Here is a 19629-nt window from a genome sequence, read left to right on the forward strand (position 1 = left end):
TATGCGTGTATTGATTGTATGGTTTGTATTGATAGTATTTGCAGGTTGTGGTTATAAACCTGTAAGTGCTTATACAAAAAATATCTTTGAGGGTGGAGTGTATGTAGATATTGATGTGTCTGCTTTCATTCCAGAATCAAGCGTAAGTATTAAAGACGCTGTCAATGATGCAATTGTGAAGAGATTTCATAGTAAATTAATGAAAAAGGAAGAGGCTCAAAGTTATTTTAAAATCATTGTCCAATCTATCACGCAATCCCCGATTGCCTACAATCAAGATGGGTTTGTGAGTTTTTATCGCACAACGGTGGTGCTTGATATTCATTTTCATAACAATGCAAATGTTAGCTTTGATGTAACCAATACGGGGTATTATGATTATAGTGCGGATTATACTTCTACGGTTGCTTTGGAAAATTATCGTTTAGAATCTATCTCTAATGCCGCTGCTCAAGCTTTGGATAAATTTATTTCACAAGTTGCTTATTATGGAGAATTTTATTAATGGGTGTTCGCAAAATTTCTCAAAAGGCTTTGGAAAAGTTACGACTTAAAAATACACCACCGACACCTAATGCGTATTTTGAAGCATTTTATGAAGTCGCAAAAGCTGAAGGTGAGAAAGAATTTGATTGGCGTTTATCGTGGCTTAAAAAATTTGACAAAGACACACAGAATCGACTAAAAAATGCCAAAAATCCTAATGAATTTATTGAGACACTTGCTAAGATTCTTAAAGAACATAAAGAATCTGACATAACAAGGCATGAGCATTATCTTAAAGCTTTATCTCAAGTATTATTAAGTGCTATTACAGATGTGCTTTCAGCAAGTGCGAAAAATCGATACCATGTGCTGTTTAAACAAAATGCACTCAACAGCTCCAAGGCAACACAAAGGCTTTATCGGTATTGGGAGGCTTTTCGAAAGTCTCAACTGCATACGAATGTGCTAAAAAAAATCGTAGGGATTATTGTCAAAAGTTTGCGCATTTCTGGGTTTCATAAAGTCGCAAACAAAGATACTTCTAAGATTCTTGCTAATCTTGCGATGCACCCTGAAAGCTTGACTGATTTGCGTATGCTTGAGTATTTGGAAACACAATTAAATCTTTTTTCTCCCCAAACTTTAAGTGAGCAAAAGCTTGATTCTGAAATTTCAGAGAATCTTTCTGCGTGCGAATCGAAGACACAAACTTATTGTGTAGTGATTTTTCAAGTGGATTATCAAGATTCACAAGATAGCTCATTTTTTGAATATGTCGATGCGCAGGAAAAAGCAATCAAGATTCTTAAAACCATGTGTGTGCAAAAACTTGGTGAGAGCATTTTACTTAAACATCAAGGCAATCGATTTGCATTTTTATTCCCATTCACGACCGATGCCGAGTTATTGGATAAAATCACACCCATTCAACAACAGCTCCAAGCTCAAAAATTTTCTTATAAGGGTGTGATGTTTAGTTTTCGATTCAGTATTAAGATTTTGCAACGCAAAAATTTTGAAAGTTTTGAAAAAATGAGCGAAGAATTGCGTAAAGAATTATGCTAAAGCACGAAAAAACCCCACCAGCTCTCCAAGAATGGCTTATTTCAAAAGGAGAAGAATATGCGCCTTTTGATCCTTTGCGCGCAAAAAGGATTTATGATTTTCTCAAACCTTATTTGAATCTGAAGTGTCGCATCATTCATTTGATTGGCACAAATGGCAAGGGAAGCACAGGGCGTTTTATTGCAATGGGATTGGAGCAGCATCATAAAAAGGTTTTGCATTTTAGCTCCCCGCATCTTTTTGATTTTACAGAGCGATTTTATTGCAATGGCAAAGAAATTGACGCGTGGCAATTGGAGCAAGCACATCAAGAGTTGTGGCAATTTGATATTGTGCATCAGGCAAGTTATTTTGAATATGCGACTTTTCTAGCTTTGATTCTTGCGCGTGAATGTGAGTATTTGGTATTTGAGGCAGGGCTTGGTGGCGAATTTGATTCGACAAGTGTCGTAGAATCTGATGTGAGTGTTTTTACATTGATTGGCACAGATCATCAAGAAATCTTAGGAGAGAGTATTGAACAAATTGCTCAAACAAAGTTTCGTGCAATGGGTCAAAATGTGATTTTAGCGCAACAATATGATGATAGAGTGTATCGCATTGCGTATGAGATTGCGCAAGAAAAAGGAGCATCAATGCGTAAGGTTTTAGGGAAACAGCATTATGCGGATTTAGCCTTTCAAGAGTATGTCCAAAGGTATGATTTGCCGACTTTTTTGCAAGACAATCTTTGTAGTGCGATTGAAGTTTTGCATTTTTTTGGAATGAAATTTGATTTTGAGAATCTTAAAAAGCTGTCATTGCGTGGGCGTTTTGAGATGATTACCCCCCGCATTATCGTTGATGTGGGGCATAATATTGATGGAGCAAGGGCAATAAGGGCTAAATTTAGGGAAAAATCGGTGATTTTAGTGTATAATAGCTACAGGGAAAAGAATATTGAAGCAATCTTAAGGGAACTTTTACCAATTATTAAGAAAGTTTTAATAATATCTGTAGAAAATTTTCGCATTTGTCCTCGATATGAAATCACCAAGATTCTTGAAAAATACAAGATTGATTATGGAGAGTTTTGTATTAAAAAGATGAGAGATGATGAAAGTTATTTAGTTTTTGGCTCTTTTAGCGTAGTGCAAGAGTTTTTGAAGAAATACCAAGAAACAAGGAATACAAAGTGGAAATAAAAGATAAACTAACAATTTCTATTATTGATGATAATGGTTCAAGACAATTTGACATTCATCGTTTAGTGCAGAGGATATTATTATTTGCATGTATCGGGTTTATTTCAATTATTATTTTATATTTTGTAACTGCACAATTTTTAATCAATGAACTTGATAAGATTCTCCAAAATAATAATCAAGCTAGAGAAAACTTCCAAAGTATTTATGAAAAAAATAGTGAATTAGAACGCAATATTGATTATAAGACAAATGAATTATTGAAAGTCAGTAGTAAGGTAAATGAATTAGAGACAATCGCAAACATCAAAGAGCGAGGTAATGAATTGTTTAATAATCAAGCCATTGATTTAGATGCTCTTACACCTTTGCAAAAAGATATGATTCTTAAAATTATCCCTAATGGCAATCCTGTAGATGATTTTGCTTCACGCGATTTATCTAGCAAACATGCTACGAGTTGTAACTATACTCTTGAGAGGGTAACACCTGTTTATGCTACGGCTAATGGCATTATTGATTCTGTGCGGGCTGTTGCTTCTGAAAATAATTATGTCCAGATTCAACATTCTTATGGCTTTATCTCAAACTACGGGCGGTTGCGTAAAGTAGTGGTTCAAAAGGGTGATTTTGTAACAAAAGGACAAGTAATTGGTTATAGTGGTAATGCAAATGGTAATGCAAGCTTGTATTATGATTTGCGTTTTTTAGATTCTTCGCTTGAAGTGGCAAGTTACACAGATTGGAATAGCGATAATTTTGTTCAAGTGGTGGGAGTAAATAGTGCCATTGATTGGAAAAGTTTGGTTTGGGCGCTTGATGATATTATCCAGCTAAAAAATTATCGTGTAAGTTATCAAACTGATGAGCATCTTAAAAACTATTAAATTTAGCTCGGTAATGATTGGTTTGTGATGCGTTCTGGGGATAGTCGTCTTATATTAATGATAACTGACCAAAATGGGTCAAGGTATTTAAATGTCCATGCGATATTTAAGCAAGTCAGTCTGTATGTGGTTGTTTTTATCGTTACTTTGGTGATTTTTGGGATTGTTTCAATCAAAACTTTAGGGGCAGAGATTCGCAAAATGTCTGTTTTAAATGAAATGATTGCGAAAAAATATGAAAGAATGCTTGCAAAAAATGAAGCACTAAACGAACAGATTGAGCAAAGGATTGAAGAAATCTCTCAAGTCGATGATCGTGTAGGTGATTTGGAACATATTATTGGTGTTACATTAGATAACCATGAATTGGAGAGAGAAGAGTCAAGCCTTGAACATCGTATTGATGTCGCATCACTTACAGGTACTCAAAGGGCTTTTGTAATGAAATTTGTCCCTAATGGTTATCCAATGAAACGTTATAATCGCATCTCTGCTGATTATGGCTACCGTGTGCATCCGCTTTTCTTTACAAGACATCTCCATACGGGCGTTGATTTTGCTACCGAGATAGGGACACCTGTATATGCGACTGCTGATGGTGTCGTCAATGCAGCAGGTTTTTCTACAGGGGGATATGGAAATTTAGTAAAAGTCGATCATTCATTAGGTTTTATGACTTACTATGCGCATCTTAACAAGATTGTTGTTAAAAAGGGTATGTTTGTTAAGCGTGGGCAGCTTATCGCTTATAGTGGAAATACGGGTCAAAGCACAGGACCTCATTTGCATTATGAAGTAAGATTTTTGGGTAATGTCATCAATCCAAAAAACTTTATGGAATGGACGATGAGTGATTTTGATTCAATCTTTACAAAAGAAAGGAGTATAGCATGGCAATCTTTGTTAGCGACAATAAACAGTTTGATGGAGTAAATTCTTCAGGAGGTGCTGCGACAATCATCGCACAAGGCACAAGAATCAAGGGCGAGATTAACACAGATTGTCGTCTTCACATTGATGGGGAATTTGAGGGTAATATTAATTCTAAAGATACCGTGATGATAGGTAAAAGCGGCATAGTGCGTGGTGAGATTCAGACAAATTCTTTGATTGTTAGCGGTCGTTTTGTAGGAAATATCTCATCAAGTATTTTAGAAATCAAACCTCAAGGAAGAGTTGAAGGAACGGTAGCAACAAATGAATTTGTGATTGAGCGCAAAGGTCTCTTTGTCGGTGAAAGCAAAATCAAAGATTCTAAGAATAAAGTAGAAAAAGTTGATGTTGGCAGTTTAGATCTCTCAAAAAAAGATAAATAATATCCGCGAGAAAAGCACTTGATACAATCTTGTTTGTATAGGCTTTTCAAGCAAGGTGGCTTTCCTTACGAGCTTATCTTGACAAAAGATTCTAAAGAAGCTCAAGATGCTTATGAGGTTTTAAAGCTCTTTGATGAGTTTAAGCCTTTTTTATTATCGGAGCTTCGGTTTCATTATGGCGATGATTTGCGCTCGTTTCGTGAAGAGTTTTTATCTTCGCTTGATGTTTTGCGTTCATTTTATCGTTCTTCTTCTCCTAAGGTGCTTGTCGCTCCTATTTCGAGCGTTTTATATCCTTTACCTAAAGATCAGATTCTGCAAAGTTTTGTCTTAAAACATTCTCAATCTATCTCTTATCATTCTTTTAAAGATCGGATTCTGCAATATGGTTATGAATGCGTGGAGGTTGTGGAGCTAGAGGGAGAGGTAAGTTTTCGTGGAGATATTGTAGATATTTTTATGCCAAATGCTCCAATGCCGCATCGTATCGTGTTTTTTGATGATGAGGTAGAGAGCATTCGTGTGTTTGATACGCAAACACAAATGAGCAACCCCGCAGAATTGCAAGAAATCGAGATTATACCCGCACTTTTTGCTCTTGATGCACAAGAAAGCAGTCGGCTAGAGAATGAGATTCAAGAAAGTGATTTTGAGGGATTTGATAAAAATATTGCATCTTTTGGTTTTTGGCTTTTGGGCGATAAGGCAGCATTTTTGACTTCTTTTTTAAAACCCTTGCTAACCTTGCAAGCAAAGGAAGAAGCGCAAGAAATTTATAGTCTTAGCACAATGGAAAATGCCCTAAGTCTTGAGACTATCTTGCAATTTGATGTGTGTGAAAGGCAGGAAGGATATGAGGATATTGTCTTTCAACGCGCAAATTTGCTTTCAATGATAAGTGTGCATCATCAGCGACACATTACAATTCTTAGTCATAATGGGATTGCCCTTAAAGATTTGCAGATTGACACACATAAAGTCAATATCAAAATATGCGATAGCGTAGTGAATCTGATTACTCCCGATGAATTGATTGTCTCGCTTAACACCCTAAACACAAAGCACAAACACAAAAAACCCAAATTGAAACTCAATGAAATTGCATTGGGAGAATATGTCGTGCATATTGATTATGGTGTAGGAGTATTTGAGGGTATCAAGCAGACAAGTGTCGCAGGAGTTGTGAGAGACTTTATCCAAATCGCCTATCAAGGAGAAGACAAGCTTTTGCTCCCAGTTGAAAATCTCAATATGATTGATCGTTATGTGGCAGATTCTGGATATTTGCCAATGATTGATCGATTGGGCAAGGGTAGTTTTGCAAAACTCAAACAAAAAGTTCGCACAAAGCTTTTAGAAATCGCACAAGGCATCATTGAGCTTGCGGCTAAACGCAATTTGCTTGAGGGGATTAAGATTGATACGAATGACCCCAAACTTCCGAATTTTCAAAATGCTTGTGATTTTGTGCTGACAGCCGATCAGCAGCGTAGTATTGAAGAGATTTTTGCTGATTTACATTCAGGAAAAGTGATGGATCGTCTGTTAAGCGGTGATGTGGGCTTTGGGAAAACAGAAGTAGCGATGAATGCGATTTATGCGACTTATCTTTCGGGCTATCAATCTGCTATGATTGTGCCTACTACACTTTTGGCTTCACAACATTTTCATTCACTTAAGCAACGTTTAGAATCTTTTGGTGTCAAGGTGGCGCGATGCGATAGATTCTTAAGCACAAAAGAAAAGAAATCCTTGCAGGAATTGCTCAAAGCTGGCGACATTGATGTCGTTGTAGGGACGCATATACTTTTTGGTATGGAATTTAATGCGCTAGGATTGATTGTTGTTGATGAAGAGCATAAATTTGGCGTCAAACAAAAAGAAAAGATTAAAGAGCTTTGCGCCCACACGCACTTGCTTTCAATGAGTGCGACACCAATCCCGCGAACACTTAATATGGCACTTTCTCAAATCAAATCCATGAGTTCTTTGCGCACACCACCAATAGACAGAATCCCCGTGCGCACTTTAGTCAAAGTCAGCACAGATGCTTTGCTCAAGGAAGTGATTTTGCGTGAAATTCGTAGAGGCGGACAGGTCTTTTATATTCATAACAATATCGCAAGTATTCAAAAGAAAAAAGATGAGATTCTAAGGCTCTTGCCACATTTAAAAATCGCCATTTTGCACTCTCAAATCGATAATGCCGAAAGTGAAAGCATTATGATTGATTTTGCTAATAATGCTTACAATTTGCTGCTTTGCACAAGCATTGTTGAATCGGGCATTCATCTCCCTAATGCCAACACAATCATTGTAGCAGGTTCAGACAGATTCGGTATTGCAGATTTGCACCAATTGCGGGGACGAGTAGGGCGCAGTAATAAAGAGGGATTTTGTTATTTTTTGGTGGAAAATATGGATTCTATCACGCCAGAGGCAAAAAAGAGGCTTATGGCGTTAGAGAAAAATTCTTATCTAGGAAGTGGTGAGAATCTAGCATATTATGATTTAGAGATTCGTGGTGGTGGGAATCTGCTTGGTGAAGCACAAAGCGGACATATCAAAAATATTGGCTATGGTTTGTATTTGCGAATGCTTGAAGAGTGTATTAATTATTTGAGCGGAAAAGGCAACATACAGAAGACGCAGTGCGATTTGAAACTAAATCTCAATGCTTATCTCAATCCAGAGCTTATACCCAGTGATCAGTTGCGTTTGGAGCTTTATCGTAGGCTATCACTTTGCAAGGAGTTGAGCGAGGTTTCTGATATTGAATCTGAAATTTTTGATCGCTTTGGCAAACTTGACCCAACGAGTTTAGCGTTTATGGAGTTGATACGCATTAAAGTATTGGCAAATGCTTTAGGATTAAAGCAGCTTAGTCAATATGGTCAAAATATTACGATTACCTATGAAGATATGACTAAAGAAAGTCTTTATGCACCCAGCAAGGATTGGGACGATGTGATGAATACGATTATGGTATTTTTGCGTCAAAAATCTAAGGAGGTAACTCATGGCTTGTCGAGTATGTCAAAGGCTTAAAAACCTTCGTGCAATTGATGTCATTCTGATTTTATTCATTTGTGTGGTGATGTATGTTGCTAATCATTTTCAAATGAAGCAATACAGGCAAGAAAAGCAAGAGACACTGAAAGAATTTGAACGATTACAAAGAGAATGCCATTTTGAGCAAAAGACAGAATCCTGCAAGAAACTTGAGAATTTTAAATGATGAGTGATAAAGCTTAATATCAAAACATTGAGGAAGATTCTAAAAGTTCTAGTTCAGATTGTGAGAATCCAGCCTGCAGACGCGCTTGATGATTGAGGATTCTTGGTATAGGGTGAAATGCACTGAATCGTTTGAGGATAGCGATAAAGTCTTGTGGTGTTGTGTTTTGGCTTGAAAATCGCCACCAATAATCCCCCTTTTTGACATGGCTAATCTCATCATTCAAGATGATGTCTAGGGATTTGAGAATCTCATCACACAAAGGGTGGTCATAAAGCTTGATTTTTTGTGTAACAAAGGGATTTGCATCAAGTCCATTTGCTTCCATACCACGATGAAGTAATGCCATGCGGTCTTTGAGATTTTCACTCGCACATTGTGCGTCAAAGAGATTAGAATGCACAGGAAAATCCCCATAGTCAAAGCCCAAATGCTGCATTGAATCTAAAAGCAATGAAAAATGAAGTGATTCTTCAAAGGCGACTTCTAGCCAATCTTGATAGAATCCAAAGGGGAGATTCCGAAATCGATACAAGGCATCAAGTGCAAGATCAATCGCGCTGTATTCAATATGCACGATTGAATGCAAGACTTTTGCAAGGGATTGTTCGCTTTGTATATGCTTAGGGCGGCGGATTTTTGTCGGATGTGTGATATGGCAAAAATGTGCGTAAGAAGGGCGTGTGAGGGAGTGGATTTTTGATTGAGAAGATTCAAAGATTCTGTGTGGGTCTGATTGAAAAATTGATTTGCTCATATCACGCAATTTCGCAATCCCATTAAGTTTGAGCGCGGGTGATGGGGCATTTATCGTCTCAAAAAGAAGCTCAAAAAATGTCATTATTTTTTCGTGCCTATATAGAAAATAATTGAAGTGAGACACAACAAAACAGCAAGAAAAATAACAAGGGCATTCCACCCTAAAATACTAAAAATAAAAGATGACAGATACGAACCTAAAGCACCACCTGTGTAATAAAAAGTCAGATACAAGCCACTTAGCACACCCTTATGAGAAGCACTTAGGGAGCTATTGAAGGCATTAAGCACAGAATGAGCAATAAAAGAACCCATACACATTACAAACATACCGATATACAGCCAAGCTAAGTTTTCAATCAAGAATCCACACAAACCTAAAGCAAAAAGATTGAGGCTAAGAGTAATCGTTTTTTCCCTACCCCCGATGATTTTTGTGATAAATCCGGCAAGTAAAGAAACGACAATCCCGATGCTGTAACCCAAATAAAGCCGACCTATTTGGTTTTGTGAAATATCTGGGAACATATCTCTAGCGTGGAAAGGGAGTGTGTTAAGAATAGCTTGAAAGCTAAAAAACATCACAAACACACTACCAAGAATAATGAGCGATTTTTTGTTTGTCAAGAAAGGCAACATTTGAGAGAAGAGAATCTTTGAGAGGTGATGAGGGGCAGAGACAATCCATATCATTGCCACAAGTCCGCCGATAATTAATGATATGCCTAGCACTATAAAGCATGTCTCCCACGAGAAAATTTCCGTGAGCCATGCACCTCCCATTCGTCCAATCAATCCGCCAGCAATCGTAGAGGCAATATAGACACTCACATTAAATTGTAAAGAGTGCGTTTGTATGCGTGTAAGGATCGTTAAAAGTGTGGTAAGAATTGCCGGAAAGAATAGCGATTGCACAAATCTCAAAATTAAAAATAATTCGAAATTATGACACCAAGTCAAGAGAATCTGAAAGATTCCTGCAATAAATAAAGAGAAACTTAGGATTATTTTAGGCTGGTGATTCTCTAAAAAATACCCATAAAAGAGCGGGGCAAAAGCCATAGGCAAAAGTGTGATAGAAATAATGAGCGAGGCATTATGTGCGGAAGTCTGAAATTCAGAAGCTAAAAGTGGCAAAAGCGGTTGAGGAATATAAACACTTGAAAGTGTTACGATGGCAATATAGACAATCCCTATAATCGCTTTTGCGCCCATGGATAGCTCCTTATGATGATTATTTGCGTTCTAACACCTCAAATGCAGGCAAAATTTTACCCTCTAAGAGTTCGAGGCTTGCTCCACCACCTGTAGAGATAAAGCTCATATTGTCTCTTTCGCCTGCTTTATCGATCGCATCGGCTGTATCACCACCACCAATCAAACTAAAAGCATAGGTATCACTGACAGCATGGGCGAGATTAAATGTGCCACGAGAGAATGCTCCAATTTCATAGATTCCCAAAGGTCCATTCCAAATAATCGTTTGAGAATCGCGCACGACTTCGCTAAAAAGCTTGCTTGTCGCAGGTCCCATATCGACAGCCATAAATCCTTCAGGTATATCTTGAGCGGGCGTGATTTTGATATTTGCGTGTGTCTTAATATCATCTGTGCTGACAACATCGACAGGCAAGTAAATTTTTACCTTTTTTTCTTTGGCGTGTTCGAGAATCTTCCGTGCCTCATCGACAAGCTCATTTTCTACGAGTGATTTTTGCATATCAAACCCTAAAGCCTTGAGAAAAGTATTACTCATCGCCCCGCCGATAATGATTTTATCCACCACATCAAGAATATTATAAAGCAAGGCTAGTTTAGAGCTTACCTTGCTCCCACCGACAATGAGCAATACCGGCTTTAGGGGATTTGCCATTGCTTTAGCAAATGAATCAATCTCTTTTTTTAGTAGCAGTCCAGCCACGCGTTCTTTGGCATATTTGGCAATCCCATAAGTGCTAGAGTGCGCTCTGTGGCTTGTCCCAAAAGCATCATTGACATACACATCACATAAATCTGCAAGTTTGGAGGAAAGCTCATCACTATTTTTTTCCTCACCCTCATAGAATCTAATATTTTCAATGAGAATCACACCGCCATTGCCGATTTTATTTTGCATTTCGCTTACGCTTTCAATCGTTTCTGCAAATGCGACATCGCGTCCTAGTAATCGCTCAATTCGTTTCAATACATGCTTTAGTGAAAATTCCATTGAACGCGTTTTAGGGCGTCCCAAATGGCTAACTAATAAAATATTTTGCGCTTGATTGTCGATGCAATAATTGATAGTAGGCAACGCTTCACGAATGCGCGTATCATCTGAAATATCAAAGTCTTCGTCCATAGGGACATTGAAATCGACACGGATAAGAATCCTTTTGTCTCTCACATCAATATCTTTGATGCTTTTCGTATTTTTCATAAGCTCGATATTGCTTTCTTTCATTGACTACTCCTTTAGCGTTTAAAAAATTTTTAACTATTTTAGCATACTTTTGGCTTACTTGCACGATAGTTTGGGGAGATATGCTATACTTTAAGGTATGAAAATTTTTCAAATAGAGCTTTTTGGTATTATTCAAGGAGTGGGATTTCGCCCTTTTGTCTATACTTTAGCGCATCAGTGGGGATTAAAGGGCTATGTGCAGAATCGCTATTCAAAGCTTTTGATTATTTTGGTAGTAGAAAATGAGCAGATTTTAGAATCTTTCCTCCAAGAGCTTTTTCAAAATATCCCCAAAAACGCCTCCATACACACTTCAAAGATTCAAGAAATCATTCAAAAAAACGAGATTCTAAGCATTCAACAAAATCTTAGAGAATCTTTTTATATTCTTAGCTCACCTACGGGTGATGATGAGCTACAACCGACAAGTTTGCCTTATGATACGAGAATCTGCGAACAATGCTTAAAAGAGATGTTTGAAGAAAAGGGCAGATTCGCTCATTATGCTTTTACTACTTGTGCGCATTGTGGTGTGCGATACAGCATTTTAAAACATCTGCCCTATGACAGAATCCATACTTCAATGAGTGCTTTTCAAATGTGCCTACAATGTCAAGAATCATACAATAATCCCTTTGACAGACGCTTTCATGCCCAGCCTAATTCTTGTTTGCAGTGTGCGATTAGGTTGCGTTTGTTTGATGAGAATGATTGTATTGTTACCTTTCCTACTCCGAGCGAAGATGACAAACTTATCACTCAAGTGGCACAAATGCTAAAAAAAGGTAAAATTGTCGCAATGAAGGGCGTAGGTGGGTTTAATTTGATTGCTGATGCGAGCAATCAAGAGGCTATTAAAACTTTAAGACAACGCAAAAATCGTCCTTTTAAGCCTTTTGCGGTGATGTTTAAGTCTTTGGAGCAGATTCAGAGTATTGCCTCTGTCTCTGCTTTAGAATCTGAAGCATTGCTTTCTCCTGCAGCCCCGATAGTCTTGCTTGAAAAACTTCGTCAAAATCACACATCACAAGTTTTGACCCAAGAATGCTTGGAGCTTTTAGCACCACAAGTCAGCACAATAGGAGCTATTTTACCCTACAATGGTTTGATGTATTTGCTTTTTGAGAAGCTCACAAGCCCTTTGATTTTTACAAGTGCAAATATTCCTCACGAATCAATTATTGCTGATGTGGATATATTGAGAAATAAGCTTGGCAGGGAAGGGCAAAAGATTTATGATGCGATTTTGGATTATAATCGCGAGATTGTTAATCCTATTGATGATAGTATTGTGCGTTTGATTGCAGGTAAAATGCGTCCTTTGCGTTTGGCTAGAGGATTCGCACCTAAAAGTTTGCGTCAAATATCATCTAAGAATCAACATCACACACAAAATTGTGAGCGTAGCTATACGATTCTTGCTCTAGGAGCGCATCAAAAAGCAAGCCTTACCTTTTTGGCTTGTGATGACAAAAAGGCATTTTCTGAAGCATTGATTTCTGCATATATCGGGGATTTAGAAAGTAAAGATTCTATTGAGCGTTATTATCACACTTATACTTTTTTATCACATTTTTATGCTAGAAATACTGGATTTAAGCCTCGTATTGTGGCTTGTGATGCGAATCCACGATATGTCTCTACACAGATTGCAAAAGAAATAGCCAAAGCGGCAGATTCTGACATATTACCCTTAGCACATCATAAGGCGCATTTTTATGCGATTTTAGGAGAATATGAGGCGTTATCGCAACGAGCTTTGGGCATTGTATGGGACGGCACGGGATTAGGAGAAGATGGTCATATTTGGGGCGGTGAAGCCTTTATCTATAATCCTTCGAATCCTTGCTTTAATAAGGATTCTCTTGTCGATAATAAAATGGAGCGTGTGGCGCATTTTGAAGAATTTACCTTATTGGGTGGGGAGAGTGCGACTAAAGAAATTGCAAAGGTCGCCTTGAGCCTCATATGGTCTTTTGTGCCTTATCCGGATTCTTACCTGTATCTTTTTGAAAAAACTTTTACGCCTCAAGCATTGAATTTGTTGCGACATTCGTTTGATAAGAAATTAGATTTGCCGACAAGCTCGGTAGGAAGGCTTTTTGATGGTGTTGCTTATTTGCTTGGAATCTTATCAAGGCAAAGCTATGAGGGGCAAAGCGGAGCAATGATAGAATCTTTAGCCTTAGAGCATCTTTATAGGCATTCTGATTGTGAATCTCCCTATGAATTTTGCATTCATCAAGGCGTCATCAGCCTAAAAGGCATTGTGTGTGGTGTGATTGGGGATATGCTTGCGGGAGAGATTCTAAAGGCGTGCGATCGATTTTTAGAAACCCTTGCTCATATTGCCTTATCTTTAAGTCAAGAATTTAAGACAGAAAATGTGTATTTTAGCGGAGGGGTTTTCCAAAATAAGCTTCTTTGTGATAAAATCCATCGGTTATTTTCTCAAAACCATATTGCTTATCAGATGCACACGATTTTGCCTACCAATGATGCAAATATCAGTTTTGGGCAAGCGATTTATACCCGAGAAATACTAAAGGAGCGATGATGCAAGATCAAGGATTTTCCACGCAGACGCGTGAGCAGCGGTTGAATGATAATCCGAATTTGAGCAAAAAGTCTGTTCAAATTGTCCAAAAGATTCTCTCTAAAAACGATATGAAAGCTCAAGAGTTGCGTGAGTTTTATGCCAAAGCAGGTCTTTATGTGGTCAATCTTATGAGTTCTCCGGGCAGTGGCAAAACGACACTTTTAGAATCTTTAGCATTGTCAGCTAAATCTTTTAGATTCTGTGTGTTAGAGGGGGATTTGCAGACAAATCGTGATGCGCAAAGACTGCAAGCTAAAGGTATCAGTGCGTATCAAATCACCACAGGCGAAGCATGTCATCTTGATGCTTTTATGATTGAGCAAGGTTTGGAATCTTTGCAAAAACAATGTGATTTTGGACAAATAGATTATCTTTTTATCGAAAATGTTGGGAATCTTGTGTGCCCAGCAAGCTATGATTTGGGTGCACATCTGAATATTGTTCTGCTTTCTACGCCTGAAGGTGATGATAAGATTCTCAAATATCCGAGTATGTTTTTATGTGCTGATGCTGTGGTGGTGAGCAAGGCAGATATGATGGAATATTTTGACTTTAAACTCTCTAGTATTAGAGAGGATTTGGATAAGCTAAAAAGCCAAGTCCCCTTATTTCTTTTAAGCTCTAAAGATGAGCAAAGCGTAGCGCAATTACGAGATTTTATCACACAAAAATGCGCGGAAAATTATCAATCCAAACATCAATTTTAAGGAGAAAGTATGTGTCTAGCGATCCCTTCTAAAGTAGTAGAGATTAAAGAAGATAAGAATCTAGCAATCGTTGATACAATGGGTGTGAGACGCGAGGCAAGTTTAGATTTGCTTGATGAAGAAGTAAGCGTAGGCGAGTGGGTATTGCTCCATATTGGATATGTGATGAGTAAAATTGATGAGCAAAGTGCGCAAGAAAGTCTCAAGCTTTATGATGAGATTCTTCAAGCAATGCAAGAAGAAGAGCAGGAATTACGCGAGGCAAATGCGTGAAGGTTTTTATCATCAATCTCTTGCGCGCCAAAGAGCGTAGAGAAGCAATCAAAAAGCAAATGCAAGATGTGCCACAGGATTTTGAAGTCATCTTTTTTGATGCGATTGATGCAAAAAATGGTGAGCATTTAGCCTTTAAAAATTATTCAAATTACTTGAGTTATCTTTTTCGTGGCAAGAAGACGAGTGATGGTGAAAGAGCGTGTTTTGCTAGTCATTATGCCTTATGGCTTGAGTGTGTAAAAGGTGCAGAGCCTATCGTTGTGCTTGAAGACGATGTGAGTTTAAAGGCAGAATTTTGGACAAAACTTAGGCATATCGCACAAAGTCCTTATGAGTATGTGCGATTGATGTATTTGTCTCAAAAAGCGACTTTTTTGCCCCTTGAAAATGATTTTTTAATCAGTTTTGATTCTCTTATGGGCACACAAGGTTATTATTTGACACCTAAGGGTGCAAGTGCTTTTATCTTGCATGCTAAGTCGTGGTTTTGCCCTGTCGATGATTATATGGATATGTTTTATATCCATTATGTGCCAAATGTCTGCATCAAGCCTATTATTCAAGAAAATATTGAGGAGATTCCCACGACCATAGAAGGACGATGGAAAAAACCACCTCTATGGCTCAAAATCATTCGTGAGTTTTCGCGTTTGTGTTTTCAAATACGCAAATGGGTTTTTGTGCGGTGTTTTTTATCAAGGCTTTATTTGCCTAAAAATATGTTGGATTGTCTAAAGAAAAGAAGAGGGGAAAAATGTTAGATTCTGCAGTCAAATCATTTGATCTTATTGATAGTTTTCGTGATAAAGATGTGATTTTGGCATTGAAAAATCGCATTGAATCACTCGCTACCAATCTTAAAAATCCTCTGTATGTGATGGAAGTGTGCGGAGGACATACACATACGATTATGCGTTATGGGTTGCAGCATTTGATGCCTGAAAATATTGTTTTTATTCACGGACCGGGCTGTCCCGTATGTGTGATGCCTAAAAATCGTATTAATCAAGCCTATGAAATTGCAATGCAAAAAGATGTGATTTTACTCACACTTGGTGATATGATTAAAGTTCCGGGTTCAAAAGGGAGCTTGCAAAATGCAAGAGCATTAGGCGCAGATGTGCGCTTTGTCTATTCTCCTCTTGAAGTGCTTAAAATCGCAAAAGACAACCCCACAAAACGCATTGTGTATTTTGCTATTGGTTTTGAGACGACTACACCGATGAGTGCGGCTTTGATTCAAAGGGTGCTTGAAGATGAGGTGAAGAATGTTTTGTTTCATGTCAATCATTTGTTGATACCGCCGCCTTTGAGGGCTATTTTGGATTCTGATGATACACTTGTGAATGCGTTGATTGCGCCATCGCATGTAAGTGTGATTACTGGGGCGAAAATTTATGAAGAGATTCTGAAAACTTACAGAATCCCGATTGTTGTGAGCGGTTTTGAGCCGGTGGATATGATGGAAAGCCTTTATCTTTTAACTAAACAAGCTGTTTGTGGAGAGCCAAAGCTTGAAGTGCAATATAGCCGTGTCGTCAATTATGAAGGGAATCTCAAAGCACAATCTTTGATTGATAAATATTTTGAGCCAAGGAAAAGTTTTGAATGGCGTGGATTGGGAGAGATTGCGTATTCGGCATTAAAACTTCGAGAATCTTATCAATTTTTAGATGCAGAGGTTGCTTTTGATTCTGTTTTAAGCAAAGAAAAGATTGCAGATAATAAAGCTTGTCGTTGTGGCGATATTCTAAGGGGTGTTGCAAAGCCTTATGATTGTAAGGTCTTTGGCAAGGCTTGCACTCCTAGTAATCCTTTAGGCAGCTGTATGGTGAGTAGTGAAGGGGCTTGTGCGGCGTATTATAAATACGGGAGCAGATAATGGAATCCTCCGACATAAGTTTGCAAGAAGCATTGGTGCAAGGTGCGGATAGCTATTACCAATACTTAGTAGCAAATGATTTGGGGCTTGATGAGATGGGCATTAATGCCTATGAGATTAAGGGGGAAGAATTAATCCTTGAGCTTAAAGGCAGAGTCTTTGATATGGATTTGAAAATCTCTTCTGCCTTGTTTTTGCGAGTAGGAGAGAAACTTTATCCCATAGGAGAAAATGAAAACATAGAATCTGCATTTTATGATGAAACTTCCAAAAAGCTTTATTTGTCTTTTGCATCTGATTTTGCACCTTTGATTCAAAAAGCTCATAAAGAATCTTTGCCTTTAGCACTTTTTAGTGATTTAAAATTTTTGGTTTCAAATGTCCAGACATTTTTTGAAAGATTCGGTGATAGGGTAGCATTGCCTACCCATATTGATTTTAATGAATTAGAATATATAGAACGTTTGAGTGAAGAACAAAACGAAGCATTAAAAATAGTGCTACAATCACCTTTAAGCTATGTGTGGGGACCTCCAGGCACAGGAAAAACGCAAGCAGTGCTTTTTGAGGCATTGTTGTATTATATCAAACAAGGCAAAAAAGTATGCGTTGTAGCAACGACAAACAATGCTTTAGAGCAAGTCCTTTCGACTTTAATTAAGCAGTTTGATACGCTCGGTTTTGAGCGCAGTATGATTTTGAGACTCGGCACTCCTACTTTAAAATTTATGAATGCCTTTTCTGAAGTGTGCGACCCAAGCATTTTAATGCAAAAAGGTGCAATGACACTTTTTAATTTTCAAAATGATCTCAAAACGCGCCTTAAATCCTCCCTTGTTGTCGGTGTAACGCTTGATGGTTTTATCAAGCGTTATGAGAGTTTGGAGCTAAGATTCTCGCATATTTTTTTAGATGAGTGTGCGTTTGCTCCTCTTATCAAAACTTGCGCTTTGTGTGTGGATAATACACCTTTGGGATTCTTTGGTGATCATAAGCAACTCACGCCTGTTTGTGAGATGCCTCACAATGAGCTGAATAAACCCGAAAATCTTTATGCCAATTTATGGAATCTTTCTTCTTTATACCTTGAATTATTTTTACAAGACTATCAAGATTCTCATTTTTATCAGACGCGTTTGTCAAGTGAGCCAAAGTTTGAACACACACAAATGATTAAGCTAAGCAAAACGCATCGTTATGGTAATAATCTTGCAAGTATTTTGGATCAATATATTTATCATATCGGTTTAAAGGGGAATGACAAGCAAACAGAGCTTTTTGTGCTTGATAGTGGGGTAAAGAGTGAAAGTGATACACACATTAGCGAGAATGAAGCAAGGCTTTGTGCGAATCTGTGTGCTTATTTGGAAAATGAAGATTATGCGGTGATTACGCCTTTTGTCAAGCAGCGTCAAAGGCTTTTTACCCATAGGATTAATCGTGAGAGAATCTTTACAATTCACAGCTCACAAGGGCAAGAGTTTGATAATGTTATTTTTTCACCTGTGGGTTTGCATTATCATCTTACCAATTCTCGACAACTTCACGCTTTATATGCGTTAAATGTGGCAATTTCTCGCATTAAAAAGCGATTGTTTATTGTATGTGATTATGCGTTTTGGACACATCAGCATGGACAACTCATTCGTGCTATCATAGAGCAATCTACAAAGATTGATATTAGCGATATTGCAAGGAGATTAAAATGATTAAACAAGAATATATTACTTTATCTCATGGTAGTGGAGGAGTAGAATCAAGCGAGCTGATAGAACATTTATTTTATAAGATTCTCGGAGATTCTGTAATGGAGAGCAATGAAGATGCGGGAGTATTTGTCAGCCCATATTCACTTGCAATGAGCACGGATTCTTATGTCGTTAATCCCATTTTTTTTCCGGGTGGGGATATTGGTAAGCTTTGTGTGTGTGGCTCAAGTAATGATGTTGCAATGCGTGGAGCAAAGCCGAAGTATCTTAGTCTGGCGTTGATTCTTGAAGAAGGAATGCTCGTAGAAGATTTATCAAAAATTTTGCATTCTATACAAAGTCAGCTTTTGTTGGGCGGGCAGAAGATTCTCACAGGTGATACAAAAGTCGTGCCTAAAGGATTTGCAGATAGAATCTATATCAATACGACAGCGATTGGAGAGATTCAAACGCATCGGAATGTGAGTGTAAAGAATCTGCAAGAGGGTGATGTGATTATCGTCAGTGCGCCGGTGGGGACGCATGGAGCGGTGATTTTTTGTGCGAGAAATGAAATAGCTTTGCAAAGTGATTTGCAAAGTGATTGTGCGCAACTTTATCCGATGCTAGAGAGTGTTTTAGAATCTTCGCTAGAAATACATGCAATGCGAGATGCGACTCGTGGAGGACTTGCTGCAGTGCTTAATGAATGGGCTAGGGCTTGTCATGTGGAGATTGTTTTACAAGAAGATGCGATACCTATTTTGCCACAAGTGCGAGGTGTGTGCGAAATATTAGGATTAGAAGCATTGAATCTTGCTAATGAAGGTGTGTGTGTGCTTTGTGTCCCTAAAAATCAAGCAAATCAGATTCTATCTTTACTGCAATCTCACCCTTTGGGGCAACAAGCACAAATCATCGGTGAAGTCAGCAGACAAACGACACTCGCACAAGCGCGTGTGATTATGCGTAGCGCTTGGGGAAGCGAACGCTATCTGGAATATCCGCAAGGCGAATTATTGCCACGCATTTGCTGATGTCTTCAATGCCAAAATACTAATAGAATCTTATATTTAAGAATGTGAATAGCTTTCTTGAA

Annotated in this window: 18 protein-coding genes; 15 read left to right on the plus strand and 3 right to left on the minus strand. The window is 38.1% G+C overall.

Annotated features, from left to right (window positions below):
* The first annotated feature begins 1 nt into the window (after position 1).
* Genes lptE through LS68_RS02125 form a run of 8 tightly spaced genes read left to right on the plus strand, consistent with a single transcriptional unit; the run spans position 2 to position 8176 of the window.
* Positions 2 to 505 carry an LPS assembly lipoprotein LptE gene (gene lptE / locus LS68_RS02090; protein ID WP_052100206.1) on the plus strand — a complete coding sequence of 168 codons (504 nt, stop codon included), beginning with the start codon at positions 2 to 4 and terminating at the stop codon, positions 503 to 505.
* Positions 505 to 1551, plus strand: coding sequence for a hypothetical protein (locus LS68_RS02095; protein WP_034370118.1), 1047 nt, complete (start codon positions 505 to 507; stop codon positions 1549 to 1551). The genes lptE and LS68_RS02095 overlap by 1 nt, the downstream gene beginning before the upstream one ends.
* Positions 1545 to 2735: a Mur ligase family protein gene (locus LS68_RS02100; RefSeq protein WP_034370121.1), complete on the plus strand. Its 1191-nt coding sequence runs from the start codon at positions 1545 to 1547 to the stop codon at positions 2733 to 2735. Before LS68_RS02095 ends, LS68_RS02100 begins: the two co-directional genes overlap by 7 nt.
* Entirely contained in the window at positions 2726 to 3622 is an 897-nt protein-coding gene (locus LS68_RS02105; RefSeq protein ID WP_241993647.1) for a M23 family metallopeptidase, read from the plus strand. The genes LS68_RS02100 and LS68_RS02105 overlap by 10 nt, the downstream gene beginning before the upstream one ends.
* A 27-nt stretch (positions 3623 to 3649) precedes the next feature.
* The gene (locus LS68_RS02110; protein WP_034371124.1) at positions 3650 to 4555 is read left to right on the plus strand and encodes a M23 family metallopeptidase; all 906 of its coding nucleotides are present in this window, start codon (positions 3650 to 3652) and stop codon (positions 4553 to 4555) included.
* The gene (locus tag LS68_RS02115; RefSeq protein WP_034370124.1) at positions 4513 to 4938 is read left to right on the plus strand and encodes a polymer-forming cytoskeletal protein; all 426 of its coding nucleotides are present in this window, start codon (positions 4513 to 4515) and stop codon (positions 4936 to 4938) included. The genes LS68_RS02110 and LS68_RS02115 overlap by 43 nt, the downstream gene beginning before the upstream one ends.
* A gap of 18 nt (positions 4939 to 4956) precedes the next feature.
* Entirely contained in the window at positions 4957 to 7986 is a 3030-nt protein-coding gene (gene mfd / locus LS68_RS02120) for a transcription-repair coupling factor (protein WP_034370126.1), read from the plus strand.
* A complete protein-coding gene (locus tag LS68_RS02125; RefSeq protein WP_034370129.1) occupies positions 7958 to 8176 on the plus strand; it encodes a hypothetical protein in 219 nt (72 codons plus the stop codon). Before mfd ends, LS68_RS02125 begins: the two co-directional genes overlap by 29 nt.
* A 19-nt stretch (positions 8177 to 8195) precedes the next feature.
* Here LS68_RS02125 and LS68_RS02130 read toward each other — a convergent pair whose 3' ends face one another.
* From LS68_RS02130 to LS68_RS02140, 3 genes are read right to left on the minus strand one after another with little or no spacing between them, the layout of a single operon-like run.
* Positions 8196 to 9017: a ferritin-like domain-containing protein gene (locus LS68_RS02130; RefSeq protein ID WP_034370132.1), complete on the minus strand. Its 822-nt coding sequence runs from the start codon at positions 9015 to 9017 to the stop codon at positions 8196 to 8198.
* A complete protein-coding gene (locus LS68_RS02135) occupies positions 9017 to 10150 on the minus strand; it encodes an MFS transporter (protein ID WP_034370135.1) in 1134 nt (377 codons plus the stop codon). Before LS68_RS02135 ends, LS68_RS02130 begins: the two co-directional genes overlap by 1 nt.
* Positions 10151 to 10169: 19 nt before the next feature.
* Positions 10170 to 11378, minus strand: coding sequence for a phosphoglycerate kinase (locus LS68_RS02140; protein ID WP_138090804.1), 1209 nt, complete (start codon positions 11376 to 11378; stop codon positions 10170 to 10172).
* Between the two features lie 97 nt (positions 11379 to 11475).
* Between LS68_RS02140 and hypF the strand changes: the two genes are divergently transcribed.
* Genes hypF through hypE form a run of 7 tightly spaced genes read left to right on the plus strand, consistent with a single transcriptional unit; the run spans position 11476 to position 19567 of the window.
* Positions 11476 to 13935, plus strand: a complete 2460-nt coding sequence (hypF, locus tag LS68_RS02145; protein ID WP_138090807.1) for a carbamoyltransferase HypF — start codon at positions 11476 to 11478, stop codon at positions 13933 to 13935.
* Positions 13935 to 14684: a hydrogenase nickel incorporation protein HypB gene (gene hypB / locus LS68_RS02150; RefSeq protein ID WP_034370141.1), complete on the plus strand. Its 750-nt coding sequence runs from the start codon at positions 13935 to 13937 to the stop codon at positions 14682 to 14684. The genes hypF and hypB overlap by 1 nt, the downstream gene beginning before the upstream one ends.
* Positions 14685 to 14693: 9 nt before the next feature.
* The gene (locus tag LS68_RS02155) at positions 14694 to 14957 is read left to right on the plus strand and encodes a HypC/HybG/HupF family hydrogenase formation chaperone (RefSeq protein WP_034370145.1); all 264 of its coding nucleotides are present in this window, start codon (positions 14694 to 14696) and stop codon (positions 14955 to 14957) included.
* Complete coding sequence (locus LS68_RS02160; RefSeq protein ID WP_158621812.1) at positions 14954 to 15721, plus strand: glycosyltransferase family 25 protein; 768 nt, start codon at positions 14954 to 14956, stop codon at positions 15719 to 15721. Before LS68_RS02155 ends, LS68_RS02160 begins: the two co-directional genes overlap by 4 nt.
* Positions 15715 to 16842: a hydrogenase formation protein HypD gene (hypD, locus tag LS68_RS02165; protein ID WP_034371524.1), complete on the plus strand. Its 1128-nt coding sequence runs from the start codon at positions 15715 to 15717 to the stop codon at positions 16840 to 16842. Before LS68_RS02160 ends, hypD begins: the two co-directional genes overlap by 7 nt.
* Positions 16842 to 18551, plus strand: coding sequence for an AAA domain-containing protein (locus LS68_RS02170; RefSeq protein ID WP_034371521.1), 1710 nt, complete (start codon positions 16842 to 16844; stop codon positions 18549 to 18551). The genes hypD and LS68_RS02170 overlap by 1 nt, the downstream gene beginning before the upstream one ends.
* Positions 18551 to 19567 carry a hydrogenase expression/formation protein HypE gene (gene hypE / locus LS68_RS02175; protein ID WP_034372489.1) on the plus strand — a complete coding sequence of 339 codons (1017 nt, stop codon included), beginning with the start codon at positions 18551 to 18553 and terminating at the stop codon, positions 19565 to 19567. The genes LS68_RS02170 and hypE overlap by 1 nt, the downstream gene beginning before the upstream one ends.
* The last annotated feature ends 62 nt before the right edge of the window (positions 19568 to 19629 follow it).

The organism is Helicobacter sp. MIT 05-5293 (assembly GCF_000765665.2).
GTDB lineage: Bacteria > Campylobacterota > Campylobacteria > Campylobacterales > Helicobacteraceae > Helicobacter_C.